Raw genomic sequence first — 24578 nt, forward strand, 5'->3', positions numbered from 1 at the left:
GGCGGGCGGGTCAGTCGATGACGCAGACAATGCTGTGCATGCCCTCGCGCGCCAGCTTGGCGTACGGGCACAGCCGCTCGGTGTTGCGCACCAGTTCCTCGGCCACGGGCCGTGCCACGCCCGGCATGCGGATGCGGATCTCGGCCACCAGCGCGTAGCCGCCATCCACCGGATCGCGGCCGAACGACACCTGCGCGGCCACCGTCGCCGGCGTCATGTCGATGCCGGCGCGCCTGGCCAGCAGGCTCAGCGCGCCGTGGAAGCAGGCGGCGTAGCCGGCCGCGAAGAGCTGTTCCGGATTGGTGCCGCTGCCGGGCCCGCCCAGCGCGGCGGGCAGCCGCAGTTCAAGGATCAGGTTGCCGTCGTCGGAGCGGGCCACGCCCGACGCACGGCCATGCGCGGCCTGGCCGCCGGCCACGGTGACCGTCGTCGTGTACAGCGCGGTGAATCCCTGACCCAGGTAGCGGTCGAGCAACGTCAATGGCGGGGGCTGTAGCCCCTCGTTCTCCATGGAAGTGTCTCCTGGCGGCTATTTCTGCTGGGTGCGGATCCAGTCCTCGTAGCGAATGGTGCCCAGGCGCGCGTCGCCCTCGGGCACGAGCGTGCCTTCCTGCAGCACGGCGCCGAAGTAAGGCGCCGCCGGGTCGCCGCTGACCGCGAGCGGGTTGCCGGTATCGGCCAGGTAGCGCCGCACGATCTCGTGCATGCGAAAGCGCTCGGGGCCGGCGGTCTCGACGATGCCGTTGACGGGCAGCGCCAGCGCGGCATCGGCCACGGCCTGCGCCACGTCGTCGGAGGCCATCGGCTGGATGTAGGCGGTGGTGATGCGCAGCGTGTCGGCGCCGCCGGCGGACTGCGCGATGGCGCCCAGGAATTCCAGGAACTGGGTGGCGCGCACGATGGTGTACGGCACGCCCGCGCCGCGGATCAGCGCTTCCTGGGCGTTCTTGGCGCGGAAGTAGCCGCTCTGTTCGAGCTTGTCGGTGCCCACCACGGACAGCGCCACGTGATGCGACACGCCGGCCACCTTCTCGGCCGCCGCCAGGTTGCGGCCCGACGCCTCGAAGAATTCCAGCACCGCCTTGTCCTCGAACGACGGCGAGTTCGCCACGTCGACCACCACCTGGGCGCCGTTCAGCGCCTGCGCCAGCCCTTCGCCGGTCACCGCGTTGACGCCGCTGGCCGGCGACGCCGCCAGCACCTGGTGCCCCTGCGCCTGCAGGCGCGCCACCACTTTCTTGCCGATCAGGCCCGTGCCGCCAATCACTACGATGTTCATGATGTCTCTCTCCATGCTGGGGTGGACCGCGTCCACATACCGGCATGCTAGGTGGCGCCGCCGCGCCGCGCCAGACTGGCGCCGGACGCACCATGTTTCCCAAAAAGCATCAATCGGATCGCGGGCCGGCCGGGGCCGGCGCTAGCGGTTGATCTTGAGGCGATACTCGCTCGGCGACAGCCCGAAGTGGCGCTGAAACGTCACGCGCATCCGTTCCTCGCTGCCAAAGCCGCAGTCGCGGGCGATCACCTCGATGGGCCGGTCCAGGTCCTGCAGCTGGCGCCGCGCCGCTTCCACGCGAAAGTGCTCCACGCCCTTGGCCGGCGTCCGCCCGGTCTTTTCCTTGTAGACCCGGGCGAAGTTGCGCGGACTCATGCCGACGTGCTCGGCCAGTTGCTCCACGGACAGCTCCGCGCGCGACAGGTTCTGCATGATCCACAGGTGCAGCGATTCGAACACCGGCACCTGGCGGCTCTGCGAGATCAGGATCTCGCTGATCTGTGGCTGGGCGCCGGGCCGCTTCATGTACACGGCCAGTTCCTTGGCCGAGTTCAGCGCCACCTCGTGGCCGTAGTCGGCCTCCACCATCGCCAGCGCCAGGTCGATGCCGGTGGTCACGCCCGCCGACGTCCACAGGTTCTGCTGCCGCACGAAGATGGCGTCCGGGTCCAGGTCGACGGTCGGAAACAGTTCGCGAAAGCGGCCCAGCATGGCCCAGTGCGTGGTGGCGCGCTTGCCGTCGAGCAGGCCCGCGAAGGCCAGCAGGAACGCCCCGCTGCACACCGACGCCATGTTGCGCACCGTGCCGGCCGCGCCGGCCAGCCACCCGATCAGCGCGGTCTCGGTGCGGGCCACTTCGAGGATGGTTGGCGACCCCGGCACGATGACCGTATCGACCATGCGCAGGTCGAACGACGCCAGCGAGACCGAATCGAGCGTGGTGCCCTCCACGGTTGCCACGGGGCCGCCCGCATAGCTGGCCGTATGGCAGCGGTATCCGGCCATGCCGCGCGCCCGCGCGTAGTTCGACGCGGCCCAGAACACGGTCTGGGGTCCGGCAAGGTCGAGCAGGCTGACGTCGGGGTATGCCACGAACAGGACGTTGCGCGGCATGTCTTCAATGTTTCCCGGGGCGGGGGGCGGCTGGTTCGGAAGCATGGCAGGTAAGGCGGTGGACGGTGGATGCTATGACAGCGGGGCAGTCCCGCGCAAGCTTGCGCGCGGTGCGTGACACGGCCGGGGCGGGGCGGCCCCGCCGCGACGCGGCAAACGGTTGGAGGGGCCGCGTGGGCACGGGCAGGGTTGTCATCGTTTTTTGGCTCCCGTCTGTCAGGTCCGGTGGCGTCGCACGACGGCCGGGCATGGGCCGGGCGTCCCCGCGGCACGTGGCGGGTTGTCGGTGCGACAGGACAAATCGGGGAGCGAGTCTAGTGAGCGGCGGGCCCGGTCACAAGCGGCCGGCGCGAGCCACGCCGTTTCCACTTTTGCACCAATCGGCGACGAAATCGCACTGAAGTGCCGCGCCCGGCTGGCCGTCTGGCAGGAAACACGGGAACGCTGTCATTTACGGCATATTAAGCGCTTATTAACATCGAACGCACCGGTCCATACGGGTGTTCGGGGTGTGCGGGAAGGTGTCCTGCCGAGCCGGCGGCGTGACCGAAATCAGCGAGAGAAGCAATGAATGACGCAGTTCGCGTGGCGGTGGTGGACCCCAGCGCCTCCGCGCCGGCGCCCCCGGCTGCCGATGCCGATGGCCGCCGCGCGCTGCATGCCGATCGCCTGGCCGTGCTGGGCCGCAGCGTGGCGATGATCGTGCACGACGTGGTGCAGCCGGTGGCGTCCGTCGCCACGCGCGGACAGGGCGCGCTGCGCTGGCTGCGCCAGGAGCCGCCCGACGTGGCCCGCGCCATTGCCTCGCTCGAATCGCTGGTGGCCGATGCCGGACGCGCCGGCACCGTGCTGGCGGACCTGCGCGCGCTGGCGTGCCCGCAGGCGCGGCCGCCGCAGCCAGTGCCGCTGGATGGCGTGCTGCGCGACACGCTGCGCTGGCTCGACGACGACCTGCGCCGCCACGGCGTGACGGCGGCGCTGGACCTGCCGGCCGCGCCGCTGCCCGTGCTGGGCGAGCGCGCGGCGCTGCAGCAGCTCTTCGTCAACCTCGTGGTCAACGCAATCGAGGCCATGGCCGGCACCGACGCCGCGCCACGCGCCGCGCGCCCGTTGACCGTCACGCTGCGTGCCGACGGCCGCGCGGCCGTGGCGACCATCAGCGACCGGGGCTGCGGCCTTGCCGCGGACGCCCTGCCCCGGCTGTTCGAGCCGTTCCAGACGACCAAGGCGGATGGCATGGGCGTGGGGCTGTCGATCTGCCGGCGCATCGTGGCCGACCACGGCGGCACCATCGACGCCATGGCGCGGCCCGGCGGCGGGACAACCTTCGTGGTGCGCCTGCCCTGCGCCGCCGCGTAGCAGCCCGGCCGCACACACGCCGCCAAGCAGCGGGCCACGCCCGCAAGACTCGCTTACAGGGCATTGCCGCGACGGACGGCGCCCGATTGCATCAGGGGAAGGAATATGGGATCGACACACACCACACCACCGGAATCACCAGATTTACCGGAATCACAGGACTTACCGGAGGCGGCGGAACCGGCGCCGTCATCCGACGCGGCGGAGCGCAGTTTCCGGCTCAGCCTGCCGAACCACGCCGACGCGCTGTCGACCAGTTTCGCCGCCAGCTACGCCGGCATCATGGCGTTCATGGCCGTGGCCAGCGAGGGCAGCTTTGCCAAGGCCGGCGAGCGGCTCGGCATCGGCCGCTCGGCCGTCAGCCGCAACGTGCAGAAGCTGGAAACCCAGCTCAGCACGCGGCTGTTCCTGCGCACCACGCGCAGCACGCAGCTCACGCGCGAGGGGCAGCGCTTCTTCGACAACTGCCACCAGGGCGTGACGCACATCGTCGAGGCGATGAACGACATGCTGGAGCTGCGCCAGGGCCCGCCGCGCGGCCTGGTGCGCATCAGCTCGACGGTGGGCTTCGGCCGCAAGGTGGTGGCGCCGCTGCTGGACAAGTTCGTCAAGGTCTACCCGGATATCGCCATCGACCTGCTGCTCGACGACCGGCCCACCGACTTTGCGTCCGAGCAGATCGACGTGGCGTTCCGCAACGGCCGCATCGAGGACTCCAGCATCATCGCCAAGCAGCTGATACCGATGCAGATGGCGCTGTGCGCGGCGCCGTCGTACGTGGCCACCCACGGGCTGCCGCAGACGCTGGACGAACTGGCGCAGCACGAATGCATCAACTTCCGCTTCTCCAGCGGGCGCATCTTCGAATGGGAGTTCAAGGTGGACGGCGTGGTGCGCAAGTACATGCCCCGGGCGCGGATGACGTTCAACGACGCCGACCTGGTGCTGCACGCGGTGCTGGAAGGCTGGGGCATCGCCCAGATGGCCGGCTACCAGATCTGCCAGCCGCTGGCGGACCAGCAACTCGTGGTGGCGCTGCGCCGGCACGCGCCCGACGACCGCGGCCACTACATCTGCTACCTGAGCCGCCAGCACCTGCCCACGCGCATCCGCGTGTTCATCGACTTCATGACCGACCACATCCGCGCCATGCGGCTGAACTGCCTGACCGATTTCAACCTGCTGGCCGACGAAGACACGGCCGCCCCCGGAGTACTCGCATGACCCTGGCCGCATGGCTCGGCGCCGCTGGCGCCATCGTTCTCTGGGCGTCGTTCGCGACGCTGGTGTCCCGCGCGCCCGACGTGCCGCCGCTGCTGCTGACCGGCCTGGCCCTGTGCGCGGGCAGCCTCACCTGCGTGCACCGGTTGCGCGACTGGCGCGTGCCGCTGCGCACGCTGGCCTTCGGCGTGGCGTGCCTGTTCGTCTACAACGCGGGGCTGGTGATGGCGTTCCGGCTGGCGCCGATCGCCGAGGCCAACCTGATCAACTACCTGTGGCCGCTGATCCTGGTGCTGCTCGGCACGCCGGTCTGGCGCGGCGCCGATGGCGTGGCGAAGATCGCCGGCGCGCTGCTGGGGTTCGGCGGCTGCATCGTGGCGATCCTGTCCGGCCCGGGCGGCGTCGCGTTCAGCCCCGCGTACGCGGCCGGCTACGCGATGGCGCTGCTGGCCGCCGTGGTCTGGGCCGTCTACTCGCTGGGCGCTCGCTGGCTGCCGCCGTTCTCGTCGTGGGCCGTCGGCGGCTTCTGCCTGGGCGCCGGGCTGCTGGCCATCGCCAGCCATCTGGTGCTGGAACCGCCGGCCGCCCTGCCGCTGGCAAGCCTGGGCTGGGTGCTGGCCATCGGCCTGGGCCCGCTCGGCATCGCGTTCGTGCTGTGGGACTACGCCATGCGGCACGGCAACGCGGCGCAGATCGGCGTCCTGGGCTACGGCACCCCGGTGCTGTCGATGCTGGGCCTGGCGCTGGCCGGCCACGTCAGGGACCGCGACTGGTCGATGGTCTTCCTGGCCTGCACGCTGATCGTGGCCGGCGTGGCGCTGGCGTCGACGGGCGCGGTGGCGTGGCGGCGGCGGTTGCGGCAGGTGTCCTGAGGGGCGGATCGGCGGGGCTGCGCAAAGCAAAAAGCCCCGGCTGGCCGGGGCTTTCATGCTGGGCTACAGGTTCGCTCAGGCGAAGTTCTTCGCGGCGAAGTCCCAGTTCACGACGTTCCAGAATGCCTCGACGTACTTCGGGCGGGCATTGCGGTAGTCGATGTAGTAGGCGTGTTCCCACACGTCGCAGGTCAGCAGGGCCTTGGCGTCGGTGGTCAGCGGGGTGGCGGCGTTCGAGGTGGACACCAGGTCCAGCGAGCCGTCAGCCTTCTTGACCAGCCAGGCCCAGCCCGAACCGAAGGTGCCCACGGCCACCTTCGTGAATTCTTCCTTGAACTTGTCGAACGAACCCCACTTGGCGTTGATCGCGTCGGCCAGGGCGCCGGTCGGCTGGCCGCCGCCGTTCGGCTTCATCGATTCCCAGTAGAACGTGTGGTTCCACACCTGGGCCGCGTTGTTGAAGATGCCGCCCGACGACTTCTTGACGATCTCTTCCAGCGACGCGTTCTCGAACTCGGTGCCCTTGATCAGGTTGTTCAGGTTCGTGACGTAGGTCTGGTGATGCTTGTCATGATGGAACTCCAGGGTCTCCTTGGAGATGTGCGGAGCCAGGGCATCATGCGCGTACGGGAGCGGGGGGAGCTTGTGTTCCATTGTTCTGTCTCGGTTTTGGGTGGGGAGAACGGACGATTGTAGGTGACTTGCCAGACCCGCGCAAACGGCCCCGGAAAGCCCCCTGCCCTCATGTTAGTTTCCCCGGCGGCGGGCCGGGGAAGCGCCTGGGGTCGACTGAGAATCAGTCGCAGCAGGGCGCGTCGCGGGGCATCAGAATGTCGCCAGCTTGGCCTGCACGCCGGCGATTTCCACGTCGGCGGTACCGTCCGCCAGATGGGCCTCGACGATGCTGCCCGGGCGCAGTTCGTGCGGCGAGCGCAGCGCCCGGCCGCGCGCATCGAGCAGCACGGCGTAGCCGCGTTCCAGCGTGCGCTGGGGCGCCAGCAGCTCCAGCGCGCCGGCCGCGCGCGCCAGCCGCTGGGTGTCGCGCTCGTGGCGCCGCTCCAGCGCCATGTCCATGCGCGCGGCAAGGCGGTCCAGCGTCTGCTGTTGCAGGGCGGCGTCCGGCTTGCAGGCGCGCCAGCGCATCGCCAGCACGTCGTGGCGGTGGCGCTGCGCCGACACCGTGTCGCGCAATGCCGCCCGCAGGTGTCGCGCCAGATTGTCGACGTGCGCCCGGCGCTCCTGCAACTGGGCCTGCGGGCTGCGCAACTGGCGCGTCAGCCATTGCAGGTGCTGCGCGCGGCGGGCGAGCTGGCGGTCCATGCATTGCGCCAGCGCGTCGCGGGCGCGGCGGGCGGCCTGCAGCAAGTGGTCGCGGTCGGGGCTGACCAGCTCGGCGGCACCGGTGGGCGTCGGTGCGCGCACGTCGGCCACGAAATCGGCAATCGTCACATCGGTCTCGTGGCCCACACCGGCCACCACGGGCACACGGCTGCGGGCGATGGCGTGGGCCACCACTTCCTCGTTGAACGACCACAGGTCCTCGATGCTGCCGCCGCCGCGGCACAGGATCAGCACGTCGCATTCGGCCCGCTCGCTGGCCACGTCGAGCATCGCCGCGATCTTGTCGGCGGCACCGGCGCCCTGCACCGGCACCGGATAGACGATGACCGGCACGTGCGGCGCGCGCCGCCGCAGCGTGGTCAGCACGTCGCGCATGGCCGCCGCCTGCAGCGACGTGACCACGCCGATCGTGCGCGGATGGCGCGGAATCGGCCGCTTGCGTGCGCTATCGAACAGACCGGCCTGCGCGAGCTTGTCCTTGAGCCGCAGGAACGCTTCGTAGAGGTTGCCCAGGCCGGCGCGGCGCATGGCTTCCACGCCAAGCTGCAACTCGCCGCGCGCCTCGTACATCGACACCACGGCGCGTACCTCCACGGCCTCGCCCTCGCGCGGCGTGAAGTCGACATGCTGGTTGCGGCCGCGGAACATCACGCAGCGGATCTGCGCGCGGGCGTCTTTCAGCGAGAAATACCAGTGGCCACTGGCCGCGCGCGTGAAGTTCGAGATTTCGCCCCGCACCCACGCCAGCGGAAAGCTGCGTTCGAGCACGCCGGCGATGGCATGGTTCAGTTCGCTGACCGGGATCACGTCGCGCGTGCGCGAAGGCGCCTGGGACGGCGCAAAACGCGAAAGGTTCTCGTTCTCTGGCATGGGGCACGGCCGCGCAGGCGGCGTGGGATGGACATGTCCACAGCATAACCGCTATGTCAAGAGGCATCGCGCGGTGCACACGGCAGGCCCCGGAATCCGCATGAATCCGTACAAGCCTTTGATTCTGTTGAAGATTCGCCCCGGTCCAAAAAACAGGCAATGTAAGAGAAAACCTTACGCGTCAACGACTTACCAAAATCCGGGGACGCTTGTTCACAAAGTTATCCACAGAAGCTTTGGATAATGGATTTGTCAAGCGTCGGATCTGTGGACAACGTATACGTGACAGGCCAGAGCCGGCTGTGGTAACGGCCTGGGGCCCCGGATTGTCGACCGCGACGCACAAGGCACGTGAGCCTACGTTTGCACAAAATTTAGGCAGAAACGTATACGTCGTTATGGATCAACGGGTTAGCCCGCTTCTCCCCGGTTTATCCACAACCGATCCACAATCCTTTCCTGCCCCGGTGTGGAAAGCGTCGCCCCGCCAGCAGGCTGTTTGGCGCCCGGATCGCGGCGTGCGATTGCCCAATAATTAGGCACGAAACAGCTTTTCGTTTCGGATCAATGGTTTACGTAGAATCTTCAAAGGCTTTCCACAGCCCGTCCACAGCCGTGTCCCGTGCAAATGTGGAAAGCTGCCCATTCAGGGGCTGGGAGCGCCCGCAGACCGTCCGCAAACCCTGTTCGGCAAGGAAAGCGGGCGCCACATGGCCGCTTTGCCCCGCTTGCCCAAAAAACAAGCAATCGACCCGAGGCCCTTTGCAATCAAAGGTTTACGCGACCTTTCCGAAGGCTGTCCACAACCGGTCCACAATCCTGTCCCGGTTATGTGTGGAAAGCCGCAGACAGCGGCCGGTGTGCGTGGCTTGCCGCGCTGGCGGCGGGCGGGTTAGAGTGGCGCCTGCAATTTTTCGAGCATCGCCGGTGCGGCGCGCGTTGGGCGCGACCCGCATCAAAGGCTGCCACGTCGTTCGTGCTTCAAGCCGTCCATTTCGGGTCTGTCGTCTACGTAGAATTTCGGGGGTCCACGTGTTTTCCATCATTCAAGCGGCCGGCTGGCCGATCTGGCCGCTGCTGCTGGCCTCGGTCATCGCGCTGGCGCTGATCGTCGAACGCTTCATCTCCCTCAAGCGCAGCAAGATCCTGCCGCCGCGGCTGTACGAGGAGGCGCTTTCCGCCGCCCAGCAGCGCAAGGCCACGCCCGAGGTGGTCAACACGCTCGAAAAGAATTCACCGCTGGGCCGCGTGCTGGCCGCCGGCCTGCGCCACGTGGTGCTGCAGCCGCAGACGTCGCGCGACGCCGCCAAGGATGTGGTGGAAGAAGCCGGCCGGGTGGTGGCGCACGACCTGGAGCGCTACCTGAACGCGCTGGGCACGATTGCGTCGGTGGCGCCGCTGATGGGCCTGCTGGGCACCGTGATCGGCATGATCGAGATCTTCGGCAGCCAGGGCGGCACCGGCGCCAACCCCGAACAGCTGGCGCACGGCATCTCGGTGGCGCTCTACAACACGGCCTTCGGCCTGATCGTGGCGATTCCGGCCCTGATCTTCTGGCGCTACTTCCGCCGGCTCGTGGACGACTACGTGGCCGAGCTGGAATTCCGCGCCACCGCGTTCCTGGACGCCATCCTGCCGCAGCGGCGGGCCTGACGCGGCCGGGAGCACGCCATGCGTTTCCGTTCCCGCCAGCGGCGCGAGGAGCCCGAGATCAACCTGATCCCGCTCATCGACGTGCTGCTCGTGATCCTGATCTTCCTGATGATCACGACCACGTACTCGCGCTTCACCGAGCTGCAGATCCAGCTACCCACCGCCGATGCCGACCGCGCGCAGCAGCATCCGACCGAGATCGTCGTCTCGGTATCGGCGCGCGGCGTCTATTCCGTCAACAAGCAGGTGCTGGAGCAGAAGGACGTGACCAGCCTGGCCGACCAGCTGCGCAGCGCCGCCGGCCCGGCCGGCAGCGGCCAGCAGCCCGTGGTGATCGTCAATGCCGACGCCCAGGCCACCCACCAGGCCGTGATCAACGTGATGGAGGCCGCGCGCGTGGCCGGCCTGTCGCGGCTGACCTTCGCCACGCAGAGTTCGCAGCCGCGCTAGCCGGCGGCCACGGCCGGCGCCACGCTTGGGCGCGTGCGCCGCGCCATGCATAATGTCCGCATTCGGCCGGCGCCGCCCATCCAGCCCTGGACGGCGGCCCGGCCTGCTTCCCTCCCTTTCATGCCCGCACCCCGACACGCCCTTGCCGACTTCGTCACCGCCCAGTGGCAGCGCCGCGGCTGGTTTGCCTGGCTGATGTGGCCGCTGTCGCTGCTGTTCGGCCTGGTGGCGCGCATCCGCCGCCATGGCTACCAGCGCGGCTGGTTCCAGTCCACGCGGCTGCCGATGCCGGTGATCGTCGTCGGCAACGTCACCGTGGGCGGCACCGGCAAGACGCCCGCCGTCATCGCGCTGGCCCATGCGCTGTCGGAAGCGGGCCTGCGCCCGGGCGTGGTCTCGCGCGGCTACGGGGTGACGCTCACGCATCCGCGCCGGGTCAAGCCAACGTCCAGGGCGGCCGACGTGGGCGACGAGCCGCTGCTGATTGCGCGCGCCACCGACGTGCCGGTCTGGGTCTTTCCGGACCGGGCGCTGTGCGCGCAGACCATGCTGGTGTCGCATCCGGGCGTCAACGTGCTGCTGCTCGACGATGGATTGCAGCACTACCGGCTGCAGCGCGACTTCGAGATCGTCATGTTCGACGCGCGCATGGGCGGCAACGGCATGCTGCTGCCGGCCGGGCCGCTGCGCGAGCCGCTGGACCGCCCGCGCGACGCCACGCTGATCAACGACCCGCACTTCCGCGCCACGCCCGACAAGCCCGACGTCTACGGCATGCGGCTGGAACTTGCCGATGCCTGGCAGCTTGCCGACCCGACGATGGCGCGCCCGGTGGCGCGGTTCGCGGGCCAGCGCGTGCTGGCCGCGGCCGGCATCGGCAATCCGGAACGCTTCTTCGCCAGCCTGCGCGCGGCGGGCCTGACGTCGATCGCCACGCTGCCGCTGCCGGACCACTACGACTTTGCCGCCGACCCGTTCGCGGACAACGACGCCGCGCTGCATGCCGACGTGATCCTGATCACCGAGAAGGATGCCGTAAAATGCGAGCGCTTTGACGACCCGAGGATCTGGGTCGTCCCCACCACGCCCGTGATCGACGCGGGCCTGATCGATAAAATCCGCCGCGCCGTGCTGGCGCGCAACCCGGCCGTCGCCACGCCCGTCACCACGGGACAATCCGCCGCCAGCGGCACGACGACCGGGCTCGACAAGGAACACCAGGATGGACAACCGGCTGCTTGAAATCCTCGTCTGCCCGCTCTGCAAGGGCAAGCTGGAATACGACCGCGCCGCCCAGGAACTGATCTGCCACGCCGACAAGCTGGCCTATCCGATCCGCGACGGCATTCCGGTCATGCTGGCCGACGAGGCCCGCCAGTCGGTGCCCGGCCGCGTGGTGCCCGTGGAGCCGTCCGGCAACTGAGCCCGCGCCCCCCGCCCCTTCCGTCTTCCGCCCTCCCGCGCATCATGAGCATTCCCGCATTCACCGTCGTCATTCCGGCGCGGCTGGCCTCCACGCGGCTGCCGAACAAGCCGCTGGCCGACATCGGCGGCCATCCGATGGTCGTCCGCGTGGCCGAGCGGGCGCACGCGTCGTCGGCCCGGCGCACCGTGGTGGCCACCGACGCCCCCGAGGTGGCCGCGGCCTGCGCGGCGCATGCCGTCGAGGCCGTCATCACGCGGGCCGATCACCCCTCGGGCACCGACCGCCTGTCGGAAGTTGCCACGCTGCTCGGGCTCGATGACGACGCCATCGTGGTCAACGTGCAGGGCGACGAGCCGCTGATCGATCCGAACCTGATCGACGCCGTGGCGCTGCACCTGGCCGCGCACCCGGACTGCGCCATCGCCACCGCCGCGCATCCGCTGGACGACGTGGCCGAGGTCTTCAATCCCAACGTGGTGAAGGTGGTGTGCGACAACGCGGGCCGGGCGCTGTATTTCTCGCGCGCGCCGATCCCGTGGGCGCGCGACGCCTGGTCGGCGGTGCCCACGCAGCCGGCCGCGTTGGCCAGCGTGCCGCTGCCGGACATGCCCGTGCTGCGCCATATCGGCCTGTACGCCTACCGCGCGGGCTTCCTGCGCCGCTTCCCGACGCTGGCGATCTCGCCGGTGGAACAGGTGGAGGCGCTGGAACAGCTGCGCGCGATGTGGCATGGCGAGCGCATCGGCGTGATGGTCACGGCCGCCGCCCCGGCACCGGGCGTGGACACCCCGGCCGACCTGGAACGCGTGCGCGCGCTGTGGACGCAGGGCATGGCGCAGGAAGGCCCCTGACGGCGGCTGCCGTAGACCCCGGTTTCACGCCGGGGTTCATACTGCTGCAACCTGGACGAAGGCCGAACCGGCATCGCCCGTGGCATAATGCCTGCCGATACAGAGCCCGCAGACCGTGAGAGGCACGGCTGCAAAGGCTCGGTGGGGAGATAGAGAGATCGAGCCAGCCCGGATGCGCGTTGCCGCCGCGCCGGGCGCCGCATGAGCGGACGCCGGCACATGCCTGGGCACGCGCCCTACGGCACGCACCGCGTAAGTCCCGCGTCAAGTTGCGGCGGTACCCTCCTTCCATACCCCCCGCCAGACCGAATTCAAATACCTTGAGGACCCGTAAATGCGTTTGATCCTGTTGGGCGCGCCTGGCGCCGGCAAAGGCACGCAAGCCAAGTTCATCTGCGAGAAGTTCGGTATTCCGCAGATCTCCACCGGCGACATGCTGCGCGCCGCCGTGAAGGCCGGCACGCCGCTGGGCATCGAAGCCAAGAAAGTGATGGACGCGGGCGGTCTGGTGTCCGATGACATCATTATCGGCCTGGTGAAGGACCGCCTTAAGCAGCCCGACTGCGAAAAGGGCTACCTGTTCGACGGCTTTCCGCGCACGATCCCGCAGGCCGAGGCCATGAAGGAAGCCGGCGTGGCCATCGACTACGTGCTGGAGATCGACGTGCCGTTCGACGCGATCATCGAGCGCATGAGCGGCCGCCGCGTGCACGTGGCGTCGGGCCGCACGTACCACGTCCGCTACAACCCGCCCAAGGTGGAAAACGTCGACGACGAGACCGGCGAGCCGCTGATCCAGCGCGACGACGACAAGGAAGAGACCGTGCGCAAGCGCCTGGACGTCTACTCGCAGCAGACGCGCCCGCTGGTGGACTACTACTCGGGCTGGGCCGCCAAGGGCGACGCCTCGGCCAAGGTGGCGCCGCCGCAGTACCGCAAGATCTCGGGCGTCGGCGACGTCGACAAGATCACCGCCAGCGTGTTCGAGGCGCTGAAGTAATCCTGGCGCATCCCCGCCCGTGACAAACGGCTCAGCTTCGGCTGGGCCGTTTTGCTTTCCGGCCGGGGCTCCGTATCGATGCGGGTTCCGCCGCCCGGCGATTTACGTTAACGTAAACGGCATGCGATGCGGGACCCCCACAGCACGCAACAATGAACAAGGAGACGGACGGATGGACATCCAGGGCAACGTATTCATCGTGACCGGTGGCGCCTCGGGGCTGGGCGAAGGCACGGCGCGGATGCTGGCCAAGGCCGGCGGCAAGGTGGTCATCGCCGACCTGAACGAGGCGGCCGGCACGGCGCTGGCGCAGGAACTGGGCGGCCAGTTCGTCCGGTGCGATGTCAGCGCCGAGGCCGACGGCCAGGCGGCAGTGGACGCGGCCGTGAAGCTGGGCCGGCTGGCCGGGCTGGTCAACTGCGCGGGCATTGCCGTGGCGTCGAAGACGGTGGGCAAGAACGGCCCGCACCCGCTGGACGCGTTCGAGAAGACGATCCGCGTGAACCTGATCGGCACGTTCAACATGATCCGGCTGGCGGCGGCGGCCATGGTGCAGAACACGCCCGACGCCGAGGGCGAGCGCGGCGTGATCATCAATACCGCGTCGGTGGCTGCGTTCGATGGGCAGATCGGCCAGGCCGCCTATGCGGCGTCGAAAGGTGGCGTGGTCGGCATGACGCTGGCCATCGCCCGCGACCTGGCCCGCGACGGCGTGCGCTGCATGACCATCGCGCCGGGCCTGTTCGAGACGCCGATGCTGCTGGGCATGCCGCCCGAAGTGCAGGACGCGCTGGGCAAGATGGTGCCGTTCCCGCCGCGCCTGGGCCGCCCGGCCGAGTTTGCGCGGCTGGCGCAGGCCATCATTGGCAATACGATGATGAACGGCGAGGTGATCCGGCTGGACGGCGCGATCCGGATGCAGCCGAAGTAAGGCTGGATACCGCCGGGGACGGGCTGATCAGCCCGCCGCCTCGGCGGGGATCGGCAGGTTCCGGACCAGCTCCCAGACCGCCGCGGCCGCCGGCGACAGCGAGCGGTCCTCGCGGCGGACCATGACGATGCTGCGCTCCTCGCGCGGCGTCAGCGGGCGGGACACCAGCGGCGACGCTTCCGGCAGCGGCAGCGAGAACGACGGCAGCACCGACGCCCCGATGCCCGCCTCCACCATGCCGAACACGCTGGCCGAGTGGCCCAGCTCCTGCACCACCTGCGGCGCCACGCCGTGGCGCGCCAGTATCCGGTCGATCAGCGGCCGGCTGCCCGACGCAAAGTCCAGCAGCACCAGCCGCTCGCCATGCAGCGCGCTCCACGGCACCGATTCGGCCTGCGCCAGCGGATGGTCGCGCCGGCAGACGAAGCAAAACGGATCGGTCGCCAGCGGCGCGATGGTCAGCCCCTCGCGCGCCAGCGGATCGATCAGCACCCCGAAGTCCACCGCGCCGGCCCGGATCTGCTCCAGGCCGTCGGCCTGGACGTTGTCGCGCACGAACAGCCGGATCTCCGGGTACTGGCTGGCGCAGGCCGACACGTACAGCGGCATCAGCCGCGCCGAGATCGTCGGCGCACTGGCTATCACCACCCTCCCCCGATAGCGCTCGCCTAATTGGCGGGTTTCTTCGAGCGTGTCATCGAGCTGGCCCAAAAGTCGCTCCAGTGCCGGAACGAGCGCGGTGCCGGCATCGGTCAGCACCACCTCGCGGGTCGTGCGATCGAGCAGCCGGACGCCCAGCGCGTCTTCCAGCTCGGCCACACCACGGCTCACGGCCGGCTGGGTGAGTCCCACGGCATCCGCCGCCCGGCTGAAGCTGCCGTGCGCCGCCACCGCCAGGAAGACCCTTAATTGCCGCAGTGTGTAATTCATGCAACGAAGCGATAGATAGATGCAATAAATGAATTTGCATTCTAAGCAAGACAAGCGTCCAATACCAAGCGGAAACCCTTAAGCACTATCCCCGATGTCTGCCTTCCTAGCTCCTTTCAAGAAAGCCTACGACCTGATCGACGGGTTCGTTCTGATCATGCTGTGCGCCATCGCCGTGGCGCTGCTCGCGCCCGAGATCGGCGCCGGCGACGGCCCGCTCCACCTCGGCATCGTCACCAACCTGGGTGTCGCGCTGGTCTTCTTCCTGCACGGCGCCGCGCTGTCGCGCGAAAAGCTGGTGGCCGGGGCCAAGCACTGGCGGCTGCACACGTTCGTGCAGGCGTTCACCTATGTGGTGTTCCCGATCGTGGGTGCACTGCTGATGCTGTCGCTGCGCAACACGCTGCCGCCGGAGCTGCTGCTGGGCGTGTTCTACCTGTGCGCGCTGCCGTCCACGGTGTCGTCGTCGGTCGCCATGACGTCGATGGCGCGCGGCAATGTGCCCGGCGCCATCTTCAACGCCACCATCTCGGGGCTTATCGGCATGGCGCTGACTCCGCTGCTGATGGGCCTGGTGATCAGCGCCAGCGGCGCGTCGATGCCGCTGGGCCGCGCGCTGATGGGCGTGGCGCTGCAACTGCTGCTGCCGTTCGCGCTGGGCCAGGCGTTCCGGCCGCTGATCGGCAACTGGCTGGCCAGGAGGAAGCAGATCACCAACAAGATCGACCGCGGCGTGATCGTGCTGATCGTGTATTCGTCGTTTTGCGATGCCACCGCTGCGGGCCTGTGGCATCAGTATTCGTGGCAGACCATTGGCGCCGTGATGGGCATCGCCGCCATCCTGCTGTTCGTGATCCTGGGCACGACCACGTTCACGGCGCGCCGGCTGGGCTTCTCGGTGGAAGACGAGATCACGGCGGTGTTCTGCGGCTCCAAGAAGAGCCTGGCCAACGGCATCCCGATGGCCAAGATCCTGTTCGCCGGCCACCCGGCGCTGGGCCTGCTGGTGTTGCCGCTGATGGTCTACCACCAGCTCCAGCTGATCGTCTGCTCGGTGCTGGCCGCCCGCTACGCCAGCCGCGACGACGTGAAGGAAGCCCGCAACACGGTACGGGCCTGAGCGGTCCTGCCCATGAAAAAACCGGCGCCTCGGCGCCGGTTTTTGTTTGGTGGTGCGGGTGTTGTGGCGCCGCCTACACCGACGGATTCCGCGACAGCGGCGGGTTCTTGGCGAAGTAGGCCTTGATGCCGCGCAGGATGGCGTTGGCCAGTTGTTCCTGGTGGGCGTCGTCGTTGAGCTTGCGCTCTTCCTCGGGGTTCGAGATGAAGGCGGTCTCGATCAGGATCGACGGAATGTCCGGCGCCTTGAGCACCGCAAACCCGGCCTGTTCGACGCTGCCCTTGTGCAGCTTGTTGATGCCGCCGATCTCGGCCAGCACCGACTTGCCCACCTGCATGCTGTCGTTGATCTGGGCCGTGGTCGACAGGTCCAGCAGCACGCGCGACACCTGGGCGTCCTTGTTGCCCATGTTGGTGCCGCCGATCAGGTCGGCGTTGTTTTCCTTGTTGGCCAGCCAGCGCGCGGCGGAGCTCGACGCGCCGCGCTCGGACAGCGCGAAGACCGACGCCCCGCGCGCCTCGGGCGAGACGAACGCGTCGGCGTGGATCGACACGAACAGGTCCGCCTGCACGCGCCGGGCCTTCTGCACGCGCACGTTCAGCGGCACGAAGAAGTCCGAGTCGCGCGTCATCATCGCGCGCATGTTCGGTTCGTTGTCGATCTTCTTGCGCAGCCGGGTGGCAATCTGCAGCACCACGTCCTTCTCGCGCGATCCGGCCGCGCCGATGGCGCCGGGGTCCTCGCCGCCGTGGCCGGGGTCCAGCGCCACGGTCAGCAGCCGGCGCATCTTGAACTGGCTGGGCGGCGGCACATTGGTCTGGGCCAGCGGCGGCGGCGCGGGCGGCGCGGACGGCTTGTCCGGTGCCGACGGCTTCGGCCTCACGGTCGCCACCACGGGCGGCGGCGCGGTGGTGGCCGGCGGCAACTGGTCGCGGTCCTCGAACTTGCGCACGATGGCGCCGATGGCGTCTTCCTCGGCCCCGGCGGGCGCGCCCGCGATGGCGGCGTCGGTGCCCGCGGGCGGCGGATTCGACGCAAAGCGGCGCTGCTTGTCCTCGGTGTCGCGCACGAGCTTCCAGAGCGGGTCGGGCGGATTCACCGGATACAGGTCGAACACGAGCCGGTTCTTGTACTCGGCGATCGGCAGCAGCGTGAACACCTGCGGCGAGACGTCTTCCTTCAGGTCGAACACCATCCGCACCACGCGCGGCCGGTTCTGGCCCACGCGCACCGACTGGATGTATGGGTCGTTCGGCGTGATCTTGGCCACCAGCTCGCGCAGCGTCGGCGACAGGTCGAGCCCGTCGATGTCGACCACCAGCCGGTCCGGGTTGCGGATCATCTGATGCACGGCCACGAGCTTCTCGTCGGACTCGATGGTGACCCGGGTGTAGTCCTCGGCCGGCCAGACGCGCACGGCCACGATGCCGGCGCCGAACGCGATCTGCGGGCCCGCGAGCGACAGGACGACCGTTCCGGCGCCCACCTTCAGGGCCTGCGCCATCCATTTCCGGCGGGCCTGCAGCAGGCCGTCGGGTCCATCGGGTCGGTCAGTGGCAAGTCGCTTGATCAGCATGCGTTCAGCAGGATAAGTCCAGTGGGAGTATAGGCGCGCAACGTCGCCATGCGGCGATCCGCGTCGTCATCGGCACCGTTATCGGCACGATTGTCGCCAGAATGCAGCACGCGGCTGTCCGGTTGGAGCCACACGTGCAGGTCCGGTTCCCCGAGCAGGCGCCCGGCCTTCTCGGGCCATTCCACCAGGTTGAAGGCCGGCTCGGCAAAACAGTCCCGGAAACCGGCGTCGATCCACTCCTCGGGATCGGCAAAGCGGTACAGGTCGAAGTGGTAGACGGTCAGCGCCGAGCCATCGGCGCGCTGCACCGGATACGGCTCGCACAGCGTGTAGGTGGGGCTGCGGACCTTGCCGGCGTGGCCCAGCGCGCGCAGCACGGCCCGGGACAGCGTGGTCTTGCCGGCGCCCAGGTCGCCGGAAAGCTGCACGTGCACCGTGCGCGGCGGCATGGCGCGCACGGCCCCGGCCAGCGCGGCGCCCAGCCGGCCGGTGGCGGCTTCGTCGGGCAGCGGGAGGATGCGTTCTTCAAGCAGGGGCATTGCGTACAATTCAGGGATGATCGACCGTGCAGTGCCCGCCCCCACCCCGCCGAGCCGCGGGAATCCGCCCGCGCAAGACGCCGTCCCGACGCCCGCCGCCACCGCCCCCGTCATCGGGCAGGCGGCGCTGGACTCGCTCGCGGTGGCGTTGCGCGGGTGGGGACGCGAGCTGGGTTTCGACGAGATCCGGGTGGCCGACGTCGACCTGCGGCACGCCGAGGCGGGCCTGCTCGCGTGGTTGCAGGCGGGCTGCCACGGCGACATGGATTATATGGCGAACCACGGCACACGGCGCGCGCGGCCGCATGAACTGGTGCCGGGCACGGTGCGCGCCATCGTCGCACGGATGCCCTATCTGCCGGCCGACGGCCCCGCCGACTGGCGGCGCCACGAGCTGGCCCGGCTGGACGATCCGGCCACGGCCGTCGTCTCGCTGTACGCGCGCGGCCGGGACTATCACAAGGTGCTGCGCAACCGGCTGCAGCAACTGGCGGCCCGCATCGAGACCGAGATCGGCAGGTTCGGGTATCGCGTGTTCACCGACTCGGCGCCGGTGATGGAGGTGGCGCTGGCCAGCCAGGGCGGGCTGGGCTGGCGCGGCAAGCATACGCTGCTGCTGGACCGCGAAGGGGGGTCGATGTTCTTCCTGGGCGAGATCCTGGTCGATATCCCGCTGCCGGCGGACCCGGCCGAAGCCCCGCACTGCGGAAGCTGCCGCCGCTGCATCGATATCTGCCCCACCGGCGCTATCCTGGAGCCATACCGGCTGGACGCGCGCCGCTGCATCTCGTACCTGACCATCGAGCACAAGGGGCCGATTCCCGAGCCGCTGCGCGCGCCGATGGGCAACCGCGTCTATGGCTGCGACGACTGCCAGCTGGCCTGCCCGTGGAACAAGTTCGCGCACCGTGCCACGCTGCCCGATTTCGACGTCCGCAACGGCTTTGACGCGCCGGACATGGTCGACCTGTTCGGCTGGACGGAAGCCGAGTTCAACCAGCGGCTGGAAGGCAGCCCGATCCGGCGCATCGGCCACGAACGCTGGCTGCGCAACCTGGCCGTGGGGCTGGGCAACAGCCTGCGGCGGGCGGCGGCGGACGATCCGGCGCTGGCCGCGCGCATCCGCGCCGCGCTGCGGGCCTGCCAGGACACGGCCACGCCGCTGGTGCGCGAGCATGTCGACTGGGCGCTGGCCCAGGACCCCGCCGCAGACTGATCGACTAGCTGACCAGCGAGAGCCAGACCGGCGTGGTGACCACGGCCGCGACGGTCATCGCCGAGATGGTGGCCGCCACCATCGGTCCGTTGCCGCCCATGCGCACGGCCAGGATGTAGGCGCTGGACGCGGTCGGCAGCGCGGCGTAGACCACCACGATCTCGTACTGCAGCGTGGTCAGCGGCAGGTGGCGCCCGGCCAGCCAGGCGAAGCACGGCATGGCCAGCAGCTTGACGGCCGTCCACCACGCCATCGGCCCCACTGCCCCCGTGGCGCCGCTCAGTTGCAGCCCGGCGCCCACCGTCATCAGGCCCAGCGCCGTGGACGCCGAGCCCAGGCGGCCCAGCGTCATGCCGACCACCTCGGGCGGATGCAGGCCCAGCAGGTTGGTCGCCAGCCCGATGGCCGTGGCCAGGATCAGCGGGTTGCGCGCCAGTTCGCGCAGCAGCCGTGCCTCGCCCTGCCGGGCCAGCGCCCAGACCGCCGCCACGTTGCAGATGGGCACGGTGATGCCGACGACCAGCGCCATCAGCGCCAGCCCCTCGCCACCGCCGATGCGGGACGCCAGCGCCAGGCCGATATAGGAATTGAAACGGAACGCGGTCTGGAAGCCCGAGGCGAAGTCCACCGGGTCAGGCCGCAGGACGAACCTGACCAGGAAGCCGGTGACCATGCCGAAGGCCATCGTGGCCAGCGCCAGGCCCAGCATGGCCGAGGTGGTGGAGAAATCGAACCGCGCACTGTTGGTCGACTGCAACAGCAGCGCGGGAAACAGGACGAAATAGACCAGGCGCTCGACGCCAGCCCAGAACGTGCGGTCAAACGGGGTATATCGGACCAGCAGCCAGCCGATCAGGATCAGGCTGAAGTCCGGCACGAGCAGCAGGGCGGCAGACATGTCTCGAATGTTGTCGTTATCGTCCGGCCCGACGGCAGGCTTCGTCAAAAGTGAAGCCTAGGGCAGATACGGATGGGTATTTTTTCAGATTTCATGCACGATGGCACGCTGAATTTGCCTTGCCCTCGGTTTTGCACCGCCCGCCGCAACCGCCTGTCGCACCATGAAGTCCGAGCCGTCTTCGTCCCGCCGCGCCCTGCTTTCCCGCCGCCTTGCCGTCTCGCTGTGCGCGTCGCTGGCGTTCGGCCTGCTGCTGCCGGCGGCATCGGCCATGGAGATCGAGGGCGTGCGGTTCGACGACATGGCGCGCCTGGGCGGCAAGCAGTTGCCGCTGAACGGCACCGGGCTGCGGCAGGTGTTCGTGATCAAGGGCTACGCGGCGGCGCTGTACCTGCCCGAGCGGGCGCGCAACGCCACGGTGGCGCTGGGATCGCCGGGGCCGAAACGGCTGCAGATCCGGCCGCTGCGCGAGGTGGAATCGGCCCAGTTCGTGAAGGCCCTTAACGAAGGGCTGCGCGAGAACCATTCCGAGCTGCAGTTGCAGCTTCTGTCAGACCGGGTGCTGCTGCTGGAACGCACGATGACCCAGTTGGGCACGGCGCAGCGCGGCGACATCATCAATTTCGACTTCACCCCCGATGGTGGCACCGCGGTCACGCTGAACGGCATTCCGCGCGGCCAGGCCATCCCGGGCGAGGATTTCTATCAGGCCGTGCTGCGGATCTTCCTGGGCGAACACCCGGTGGACCGCAACCTGAAGCGCGGCCTGCTGGGCGGCTGATCCAAGCACGCCGGCGCCTCACGCCATCCGTGGCGCCGGTGATTCATGACCTCCCCGGGCGACCTGCCCGGCTTTTACGACGGGAGACCCTCATCCATGCAAGCTGTAAAGACCGCACTGACCCTGGCCATCGCGGCCACCGCGTCCGTGGCATCGATTGCGCACGCGCAGAGCAACTACCCTAGCAAGCCCATCCGCCTGATCATCCCGTTCGCGCCGGGCGGCACGACCGACATCGTCGGCCGCGGCGTGGCCGACCAGATGAGCCGCATCCTGGGCCAGCCGGTGGTGGTGGAAAACCGCGCCGGCGGGGGCGGCTCGATTGGCGCCGACGCCATCGCCAAGTCGGCCCCGGACGGCTACACGATCGGCATCTCCACGGTGTCGACCATGGCCGTCAACCCGGCCTGCAACCCCAAGCTGTCGTACGACCCGATCAAGGACTTCAAGCCCATCGCCAACGTGGCGAACGTGGCCAACGTGATCGCGGTGAACCCGAGCTTCCCGGCCAAGGACTACAAGGAATTCCTGGCCGTGCTGAAGGCCAATCCGGGCAAGTACTCGTACGCGTCGTCGGGCACCTGCGGCTTCGGCCACATGCTGGGCGAGCAGTTCAAGGTGTCGACCAAGACCTTCATGGTCCACATTCCGTACCGTGGCGCGGGCCCGGCGCTGAACGACGTGCTGGCCGGCCAGGTGCCGATCATGGTCGACAACCTGCCGTCGTCGATGCCGTACATCAAGGCCGGCAAGCTGCGCCCGATCGTGGTGGCCTGGAACAAGCGCGTGGAGGGCCTGCCCAACGTGCCGACCTTTGGCGAAATGGGCCTGAAGGAGCCGAACGACCCGGCCTGGTACGGCCTGGTGGCCCCGGCCGGCACGCCTGACGACGTGATCGCCAAGCTGAACGGCGCCGTGGTCAAGGCGCTGCAGGACAAGGGCTTTGTCGACCGCCTGCAGGCTGCCGGCGCCGAGCCGTCGGGCAACACCCCGGCCCAGCACGCCGCCGAGATCAAGAAGGAATTCGACAAGATGAAAAACCTGGTCAAGGTGCAGAACATCAAGCTGGAGCAGTAAGCCAGCGGCGGATGCACCCACCCGCCGACGACAAAAACCACCGCGCGCCGGTGGTTTTTCTTTTCCGGGCGGCGGGCTGGCGGCGAGGGTCCTGGCGCCGGCCCGCCAGAATCGGCATAAAATCGGGGCCTCGCCTTCGTTCCTGCCCCGCCGCCATGTCACGTCCCTTCGATGCCGTCCTGCCCGCGCCCTTCGGCAAGGTCGGCGTGCGCGTCGAGGGCGGGCAGGTGCGGGAAATCGTCTACCTGCCCGAATCGTTCGCCGACATCGCCCCGGCCGACGCGCTGACCCGCCAGGTTGCCGCCCAGCTGGACGCCTACTACGCCAACCCCGACGTCGTGTTCGACTTGCCGCTGGCCACGCGCGGCACCGACTTCCAGCGCAAGGTCTGGCAGGCGATCAGCGCCATCCCGCGCGGCGGGCTGACCACCTACGGCACCATCGCGCGCGGGCTGCAGAGCATGCCGCGCGCCGTGGGCCAGGCGTGCGGCCAGAACTGGTTTCCGATCGTGATTCCGTGCCACCGCGTGGTGGCCGCCAACGGGCTGGGCGGCTTTGCCCACCATGGCGAAGAAGGCTTCCACCTGGGCGTCAAGCGCTGGCTGCTGCGGCACGAAGGGGCGATGCTGCTATGAGCGCCACGCTGGACGAGGACCTGGCGCTGATCGACCGGTTCTGCGACGCCCTGTGGCTGGAGGACGGCCTGTCGCGCAACAGCATCGACGCCTACCGCCGCGACCTGGCGCTGCTGGCGCGCTGGCTGCACGAGACCGGCACCAGCGCGCTGCTGGCCGTGGACGATACGGCGCTGTCGGGCTACTTCTCGGCGCGCCATACGGAAACGCGCGCGTCGTCGGCCAACCGGCGGCTCACCGTATTCCGCCGCTTCTACCAGTGGGCGCTGCGCGAGCACATGATCGAGGCCGACCCCTGCCTGCTGCTGCGGCCGGCCAAGCAGCCGCCGCGCTTTCCGAAGACGCTGTCCGAGGCGCAGGTGGAAGCCCTGCTCGAAGCGCCCGACACCGGCACGCCGCTGGGCCTGCGCGACCGCACGATGCTGGAGCTGATGTACGCGAGCGGGCTGCGAGTCTCCGAACTCACCGGCATGAAGACGATCGAGATCGGCCTGAACGAGGGCGTGGCGCGCGTGGTGGGCGGCAAGGGCAACAAGGAGCGGCTGGTGCCGTTCGGCGCCCAGGCTGGCGACTGGCTGCGCCAGTACCTGGCCGAGGGCCGTCCCGCGCTGCTGGCCGGCCGCGCCAGCGACGCGCTGTTCGTGACCCAGCGCGGCGAGGGCATGACGCGCCAGGCGTTCTGGCACCTGATCAAGAAGCACGCGCGCGACGCCGGCATCCATGCGCCGCTGTCGCCGCACACGCTGCGGCACGCGTTTGCCACGCACCTGCTCAACCATGGCGCCGACCTGCGCGTGGTGCAGCTGCTGCTGGGCCACGCCGACATCTCCACGACGCAGATCTACACGCACGTGGCGCGCGAGCGCCTGCGCGAGCTGCACCTGCACCACCATCCGCGCGGCTGACGCCAGCGCGGGCTTGCATCCCATGAGCAAACAGAAACACGTCTCCGAGACCCCGGCCACGCAGTTGCTGCGCAAGCGCGGCGTGGTCTTCGGCGAGCATCCCTACGACTATGTCGACCACGGCGGCACCGGCGAATCGGCGCGCCAGCTTGGCGTGCCCGAGCACAACGTGGTCAAGACGCTGGTCATGGAGGACGAGGCCGCCCGGCCGCTGATCGTGCTGATGCACGGCGACTGCTCGGTGTCGACCAAGAACCTGGCGCGCCAGATCGGCGCCAAGAGCGTGCAGCCGTGCAAGCCCGAGGTGGCGCAGCGGCACAGCGGCTACCTGGTGGGCGGCACGTCGCCGTTCGGCACGAAGAAGCGGATGCCGGTGTACGTGGAAGGCAGCGTGCTGGCGCTGGAAACGATCTATATCAATGGCGGGCGGCGCGGCTATCTGGTCAGCATCGCGCCGGCCGTGCTGACCGACGTGCTGGAAGCCAGCCCGGTGGCCTGCGCGCTGCCGGACTGAGCCCGATGGCCGGCCCGTGGC

26 protein-coding genes are annotated in these 24578 nt (G+C 69.1%); 17 read left to right on the forward strand and 9 right to left on the reverse strand.

The window, feature by feature from the left end; all coding sequences use genetic code 11:
• Positions 1-10: 10 nt before the first annotated feature.
• The 3 genes from EHF44_RS02705 to EHF44_RS02715 form a co-directional block, all read right to left on the reverse strand.
• Positions 11-511, reverse strand: a complete 501-nt coding sequence (locus EHF44_RS02705) for an Ohr family peroxiredoxin (protein WP_124682316.1) — start codon at positions 509-511, stop codon at positions 11-13.
• A gap of 18 nt (positions 512-529) precedes the next feature.
• Complete coding sequence (locus tag EHF44_RS02710) at positions 530-1279, reverse strand: SDR family oxidoreductase (protein ID WP_124682317.1); 750 nt, start codon at positions 1277-1279, stop codon at positions 530-532.
• A 141-nt stretch (positions 1280-1420) separates the two neighbouring features.
• Positions 1421-2392, reverse strand: coding sequence for a GlxA family transcriptional regulator (locus EHF44_RS02715; protein WP_253699945.1), 972 nt, complete (start codon positions 2390-2392; stop codon positions 1421-1423).
• Between the two features lie 567 nt (positions 2393-2959).
• On the opposite strand from EHF44_RS02715, the gene EHF44_RS02720 reads away from it, so the two are divergent.
• The 3 genes from EHF44_RS02720 (at position 2960) to EHF44_RS02730 (ending at position 5844) form a co-directional block, all read left to right on the forward strand.
• On the forward strand, positions 2960-3751 hold the full coding sequence (locus tag EHF44_RS02720) for a sensor histidine kinase (protein ID WP_124682319.1): 792 nt from the start codon (positions 2960-2962) through the stop codon (positions 3749-3751).
• A gap of 105 nt (positions 3752-3856) precedes the next feature.
• Positions 3857-4975 carry a LysR family transcriptional regulator gene (locus tag EHF44_RS02725; RefSeq protein WP_124682320.1) on the forward strand — a complete coding sequence of 373 codons (1119 nt, stop codon included), beginning with the start codon at positions 3857-3859 and terminating at the stop codon, positions 4973-4975.
• Positions 4972-5844: a DMT family transporter gene (locus EHF44_RS02730; protein WP_124682321.1), complete on the forward strand. Its 873-nt coding sequence runs from the start codon at positions 4972-4974 to the stop codon at positions 5842-5844. The genes EHF44_RS02725 and EHF44_RS02730 overlap by 4 nt, the downstream gene beginning before the upstream one ends.
• Before the next feature lie 75 nt (positions 5845-5919).
• On the opposite strand, the gene sodB is transcribed toward EHF44_RS02730, so the two are convergent.
• Both sodB and xseA read right to left on the reverse strand, forming a co-directional pair.
• Positions 5920-6498 carry a superoxide dismutase [Fe] gene (gene sodB, locus EHF44_RS02735; RefSeq protein WP_124682322.1) on the reverse strand — a complete coding sequence of 193 codons (579 nt, stop codon included), beginning with the start codon at positions 6496-6498 and terminating at the stop codon, positions 5920-5922.
• Positions 6499-6669: 171 nt separating this feature from the next.
• The gene (gene xseA, locus EHF44_RS02740; RefSeq protein ID WP_124682323.1) at positions 6670-8055 is read right to left on the reverse strand and encodes an exodeoxyribonuclease VII large subunit; all 1386 of its coding nucleotides are present in this window, start codon (positions 8053-8055) and stop codon (positions 6670-6672) included.
• 1032 nt (positions 8056-9087) lie between these two features.
• Between xseA and EHF44_RS02745 the strand changes: the two genes are divergently transcribed.
• From EHF44_RS02745 to EHF44_RS02775, 7 genes are all read left to right on the forward strand, one after another.
• Positions 9088-9708 carry a MotA/TolQ/ExbB proton channel family protein gene (locus EHF44_RS02745; protein ID WP_124682324.1) on the forward strand — a complete coding sequence of 207 codons (621 nt, stop codon included), beginning with the start codon at positions 9088-9090 and terminating at the stop codon, positions 9706-9708.
• Positions 9709-9726: 18 nt separating this feature from the next.
• On the forward strand, positions 9727-10158 hold the full coding sequence (locus EHF44_RS02750) for an ExbD/TolR family protein (protein ID WP_124682325.1): 432 nt from the start codon (positions 9727-9729) through the stop codon (positions 10156-10158).
• A 120-nt stretch (positions 10159-10278) separates the two neighbouring features.
• Entirely contained in the window at positions 10279-11400 is a 1122-nt protein-coding gene (lpxK, locus tag EHF44_RS02755) for a tetraacyldisaccharide 4'-kinase (RefSeq protein ID WP_124682326.1), read from the forward strand.
• Positions 11381-11581, forward strand: a complete 201-nt coding sequence (locus EHF44_RS02760; protein ID WP_101680194.1) for a Trm112 family protein — start codon at positions 11381-11383, stop codon at positions 11579-11581. The genes lpxK and EHF44_RS02760 overlap by 20 nt, the downstream gene beginning before the upstream one ends.
• A 44-nt stretch (positions 11582-11625) precedes the next feature.
• Positions 11626-12435 (forward strand): 3-deoxy-manno-octulosonate cytidylyltransferase, encoded by an 810-nt coding sequence (kdsB, locus tag EHF44_RS02765; protein ID WP_124682327.1) that lies wholly within the window; start codon positions 11626-11628, stop codon positions 12433-12435.
• Between the two features lie 334 nt (positions 12436-12769).
• A complete protein-coding gene (adk, locus tag EHF44_RS02770) occupies positions 12770-13435 on the forward strand; it encodes an adenylate kinase (RefSeq protein ID WP_124682328.1) in 666 nt (221 codons plus the stop codon).
• A gap of 172 nt (positions 13436-13607) precedes the next feature.
• A complete protein-coding gene (locus EHF44_RS02775) occupies positions 13608-14366 on the forward strand; it encodes a 3-hydroxyacyl-CoA dehydrogenase (RefSeq protein WP_124682329.1) in 759 nt (252 codons plus the stop codon).
• Between the two features lie 27 nt (positions 14367-14393).
• Here EHF44_RS02775 and EHF44_RS02780 read toward each other — a convergent pair whose 3' ends face one another.
• Positions 14394-15296, reverse strand: a complete 903-nt coding sequence (locus EHF44_RS02780; RefSeq protein ID WP_124682330.1) for a LysR family transcriptional regulator — start codon at positions 15294-15296, stop codon at positions 14394-14396.
• Positions 15297-15390: 94 nt separating this feature from the next.
• Here EHF44_RS02780 and EHF44_RS02785 point away from each other — a divergent pair, with 94 nt between their 5' ends.
• A complete protein-coding gene (locus EHF44_RS02785; RefSeq protein WP_124682331.1) occupies positions 15391-16416 on the forward strand; it encodes a bile acid:sodium symporter family protein in 1026 nt (341 codons plus the stop codon).
• A gap of 73 nt (positions 16417-16489) precedes the next feature.
• Here the strand turns inward: EHF44_RS02785 and EHF44_RS02790 are convergent, their stop codons facing one another.
• Positions 16490-17992, reverse strand: coding sequence for an N-acetylmuramoyl-L-alanine amidase (locus EHF44_RS02790; protein ID WP_124682332.1), 1503 nt, complete (start codon positions 17990-17992; stop codon positions 16490-16492).
• Complete coding sequence (gene tsaE, locus EHF44_RS02795) at positions 17986-18531, reverse strand: tRNA (adenosine(37)-N6)-threonylcarbamoyltransferase complex ATPase subunit type 1 TsaE (protein WP_124682333.1); 546 nt, start codon at positions 18529-18531, stop codon at positions 17986-17988. Before tsaE ends, EHF44_RS02790 begins: the two co-directional genes overlap by 7 nt.
• 16 nt (positions 18532-18547) lie before the next feature.
• On the opposite strand from tsaE, the gene queG reads away from it, so the two are divergent.
• A complete protein-coding gene (queG, locus tag EHF44_RS02800) occupies positions 18548-19747 on the forward strand; it encodes a tRNA epoxyqueuosine(34) reductase QueG (protein WP_124682334.1) in 1200 nt (399 codons plus the stop codon).
• 4 nt (positions 19748-19751) lie between these two features.
• Here the strand turns inward: queG and EHF44_RS02805 are convergent, their stop codons facing one another.
• Entirely contained in the window at positions 19752-20645 is an 894-nt protein-coding gene (locus EHF44_RS02805; RefSeq protein ID WP_124682335.1) for an AEC family transporter, read from the reverse strand.
• A gap of 163 nt (positions 20646-20808) precedes the next feature.
• Between EHF44_RS02805 and EHF44_RS02810 the strand changes: the two genes are divergently transcribed.
• The 5 genes from EHF44_RS02810 (at position 20809) to EHF44_RS02830 (ending at position 24557) form a co-directional block, all read left to right on the forward strand.
• Positions 20809-21426, forward strand: coding sequence for a chalcone isomerase family protein (locus EHF44_RS02810; RefSeq protein WP_124682336.1), 618 nt, complete (start codon positions 20809-20811; stop codon positions 21424-21426).
• Between the two features lie 96 nt (positions 21427-21522).
• A complete protein-coding gene (locus tag EHF44_RS02815; protein WP_124682337.1) occupies positions 21523-22503 on the forward strand; it encodes a tripartite tricarboxylate transporter substrate binding protein BugE in 981 nt (326 codons plus the stop codon).
• A 155-nt stretch (positions 22504-22658) separates the two neighbouring features.
• Entirely contained in the window at positions 22659-23138 is a 480-nt protein-coding gene (locus tag EHF44_RS02820) for a methylated-DNA--[protein]-cysteine S-methyltransferase (RefSeq protein WP_124682338.1), read from the forward strand.
• Positions 23135-24043 carry a site-specific tyrosine recombinase XerD gene (xerD, locus tag EHF44_RS02825; RefSeq protein WP_124682339.1) on the forward strand — a complete coding sequence of 303 codons (909 nt, stop codon included), beginning with the start codon at positions 23135-23137 and terminating at the stop codon, positions 24041-24043. The genes EHF44_RS02820 and xerD overlap by 4 nt, the downstream gene beginning before the upstream one ends.
• Before the next feature lie 22 nt (positions 24044-24065).
• Positions 24066-24557, forward strand: a complete 492-nt coding sequence (locus tag EHF44_RS02830; RefSeq protein ID WP_124682340.1) for an aminoacyl-tRNA deacylase — start codon at positions 24066-24068, stop codon at positions 24555-24557.
• The last annotated feature ends 21 nt before the right edge of the window (positions 24558-24578 follow it).

The organism is Cupriavidus pauculus (assembly GCF_003854935.1).
Taxonomy (GTDB): Bacteria; Pseudomonadota; Gammaproteobacteria; order Burkholderiales; family Burkholderiaceae; genus Cupriavidus; species Cupriavidus pauculus_C.

Coding starts and splice junctions, on each gene's coding strand:
- EHF44_RS02705 (WP_124682316.1), bottom strand. CDS start 511: ATGGAGAACGAGGGGCTACAGCCCCCGCCATTGACGTTGCTCGACCGC.
- EHF44_RS02710 (WP_124682317.1), bottom strand. CDS start 1,279: ATGAACATCGTAGTGATTGGCGGCACGGGCCTGATCGGCAAGAAAGTG.
- EHF44_RS02715 (WP_253699945.1), bottom strand. CDS start 2,392: ATGCCGCGCAACGTCCTGTTCGTGGCATACCCCGACGTCAGCCTGCTC.
- EHF44_RS02720 (WP_124682319.1), top strand. CDS start 2,960: ATGAATGACGCAGTTCGCGTGGCGGTGGTGGACCCCAGCGCCTCCGCG.
- EHF44_RS02725 (WP_124682320.1), top strand. CDS start 3,857: ATGGGATCGACACACACCACACCACCGGAATCACCAGATTTACCGGAA.
- EHF44_RS02730 (WP_124682321.1), top strand. CDS start 4,972: ATGACCCTGGCCGCATGGCTCGGCGCCGCTGGCGCCATCGTTCTCTGG.
- sodB (WP_124682322.1), bottom strand. CDS start 6,498: ATGGAACACAAGCTCCCCCCGCTCCCGTACGCGCATGATGCCCTGGCT.
- xseA (WP_124682323.1), bottom strand. CDS start 8,055: ATGCCAGAGAACGAGAACCTTTCGCGTTTTGCGCCGTCCCAGGCGCCT.
- EHF44_RS02750 (WP_124682325.1), top strand. CDS start 9,727: ATGCGTTTCCGTTCCCGCCAGCGGCGCGAGGAGCCCGAGATCAACCTG.
- lpxK (WP_124682326.1), top strand. CDS start 10,279: ATGCCCGCACCCCGACACGCCCTTGCCGACTTCGTCACCGCCCAGTGG.
- EHF44_RS02760 (WP_101680194.1), top strand. CDS start 11,381: ATGGACAACCGGCTGCTTGAAATCCTCGTCTGCCCGCTCTGCAAGGGC.
- kdsB (WP_124682327.1), top strand. CDS start 11,626: ATGAGCATTCCCGCATTCACCGTCGTCATTCCGGCGCGGCTGGCCTCC.
- adk (WP_124682328.1), top strand. CDS start 12,770: ATGCGTTTGATCCTGTTGGGCGCGCCTGGCGCCGGCAAAGGCACGCAA.
- EHF44_RS02775 (WP_124682329.1), top strand. CDS start 13,608: ATGGACATCCAGGGCAACGTATTCATCGTGACCGGTGGCGCCTCGGGG.
- EHF44_RS02780 (WP_124682330.1), bottom strand. CDS start 15,296: ATGAATTACACACTGCGGCAATTAAGGGTCTTCCTGGCGGTGGCGGCG.
- EHF44_RS02785 (WP_124682331.1), top strand. CDS start 15,391: ATGTCTGCCTTCCTAGCTCCTTTCAAGAAAGCCTACGACCTGATCGAC.
- EHF44_RS02790 (WP_124682332.1), bottom strand. CDS start 17,992: ATGCTGATCAAGCGACTTGCCACTGACCGACCCGATGGACCCGACGGC.
- tsaE (WP_124682333.1), bottom strand. CDS start 18,531: ATGCCCCTGCTTGAAGAACGCATCCTCCCGCTGCCCGACGAAGCCGCC.
- queG (WP_124682334.1), top strand. CDS start 18,548: ATGATCGACCGTGCAGTGCCCGCCCCCACCCCGCCGAGCCGCGGGAAT.
- EHF44_RS02805 (WP_124682335.1), bottom strand. CDS start 20,645: ATGTCTGCCGCCCTGCTGCTCGTGCCGGACTTCAGCCTGATCCTGATC.
- EHF44_RS02810 (WP_124682336.1), top strand. CDS start 20,809: ATGAAGTCCGAGCCGTCTTCGTCCCGCCGCGCCCTGCTTTCCCGCCGC.
- EHF44_RS02815 (WP_124682337.1), top strand. CDS start 21,523: ATGCAAGCTGTAAAGACCGCACTGACCCTGGCCATCGCGGCCACCGCG.
- EHF44_RS02820 (WP_124682338.1), top strand. CDS start 22,659: ATGTCACGTCCCTTCGATGCCGTCCTGCCCGCGCCCTTCGGCAAGGTC.
- xerD (WP_124682339.1), top strand. CDS start 23,135: ATGAGCGCCACGCTGGACGAGGACCTGGCGCTGATCGACCGGTTCTGC.
- EHF44_RS02830 (WP_124682340.1), top strand. CDS start 24,066: ATGAGCAAACAGAAACACGTCTCCGAGACCCCGGCCACGCAGTTGCTG.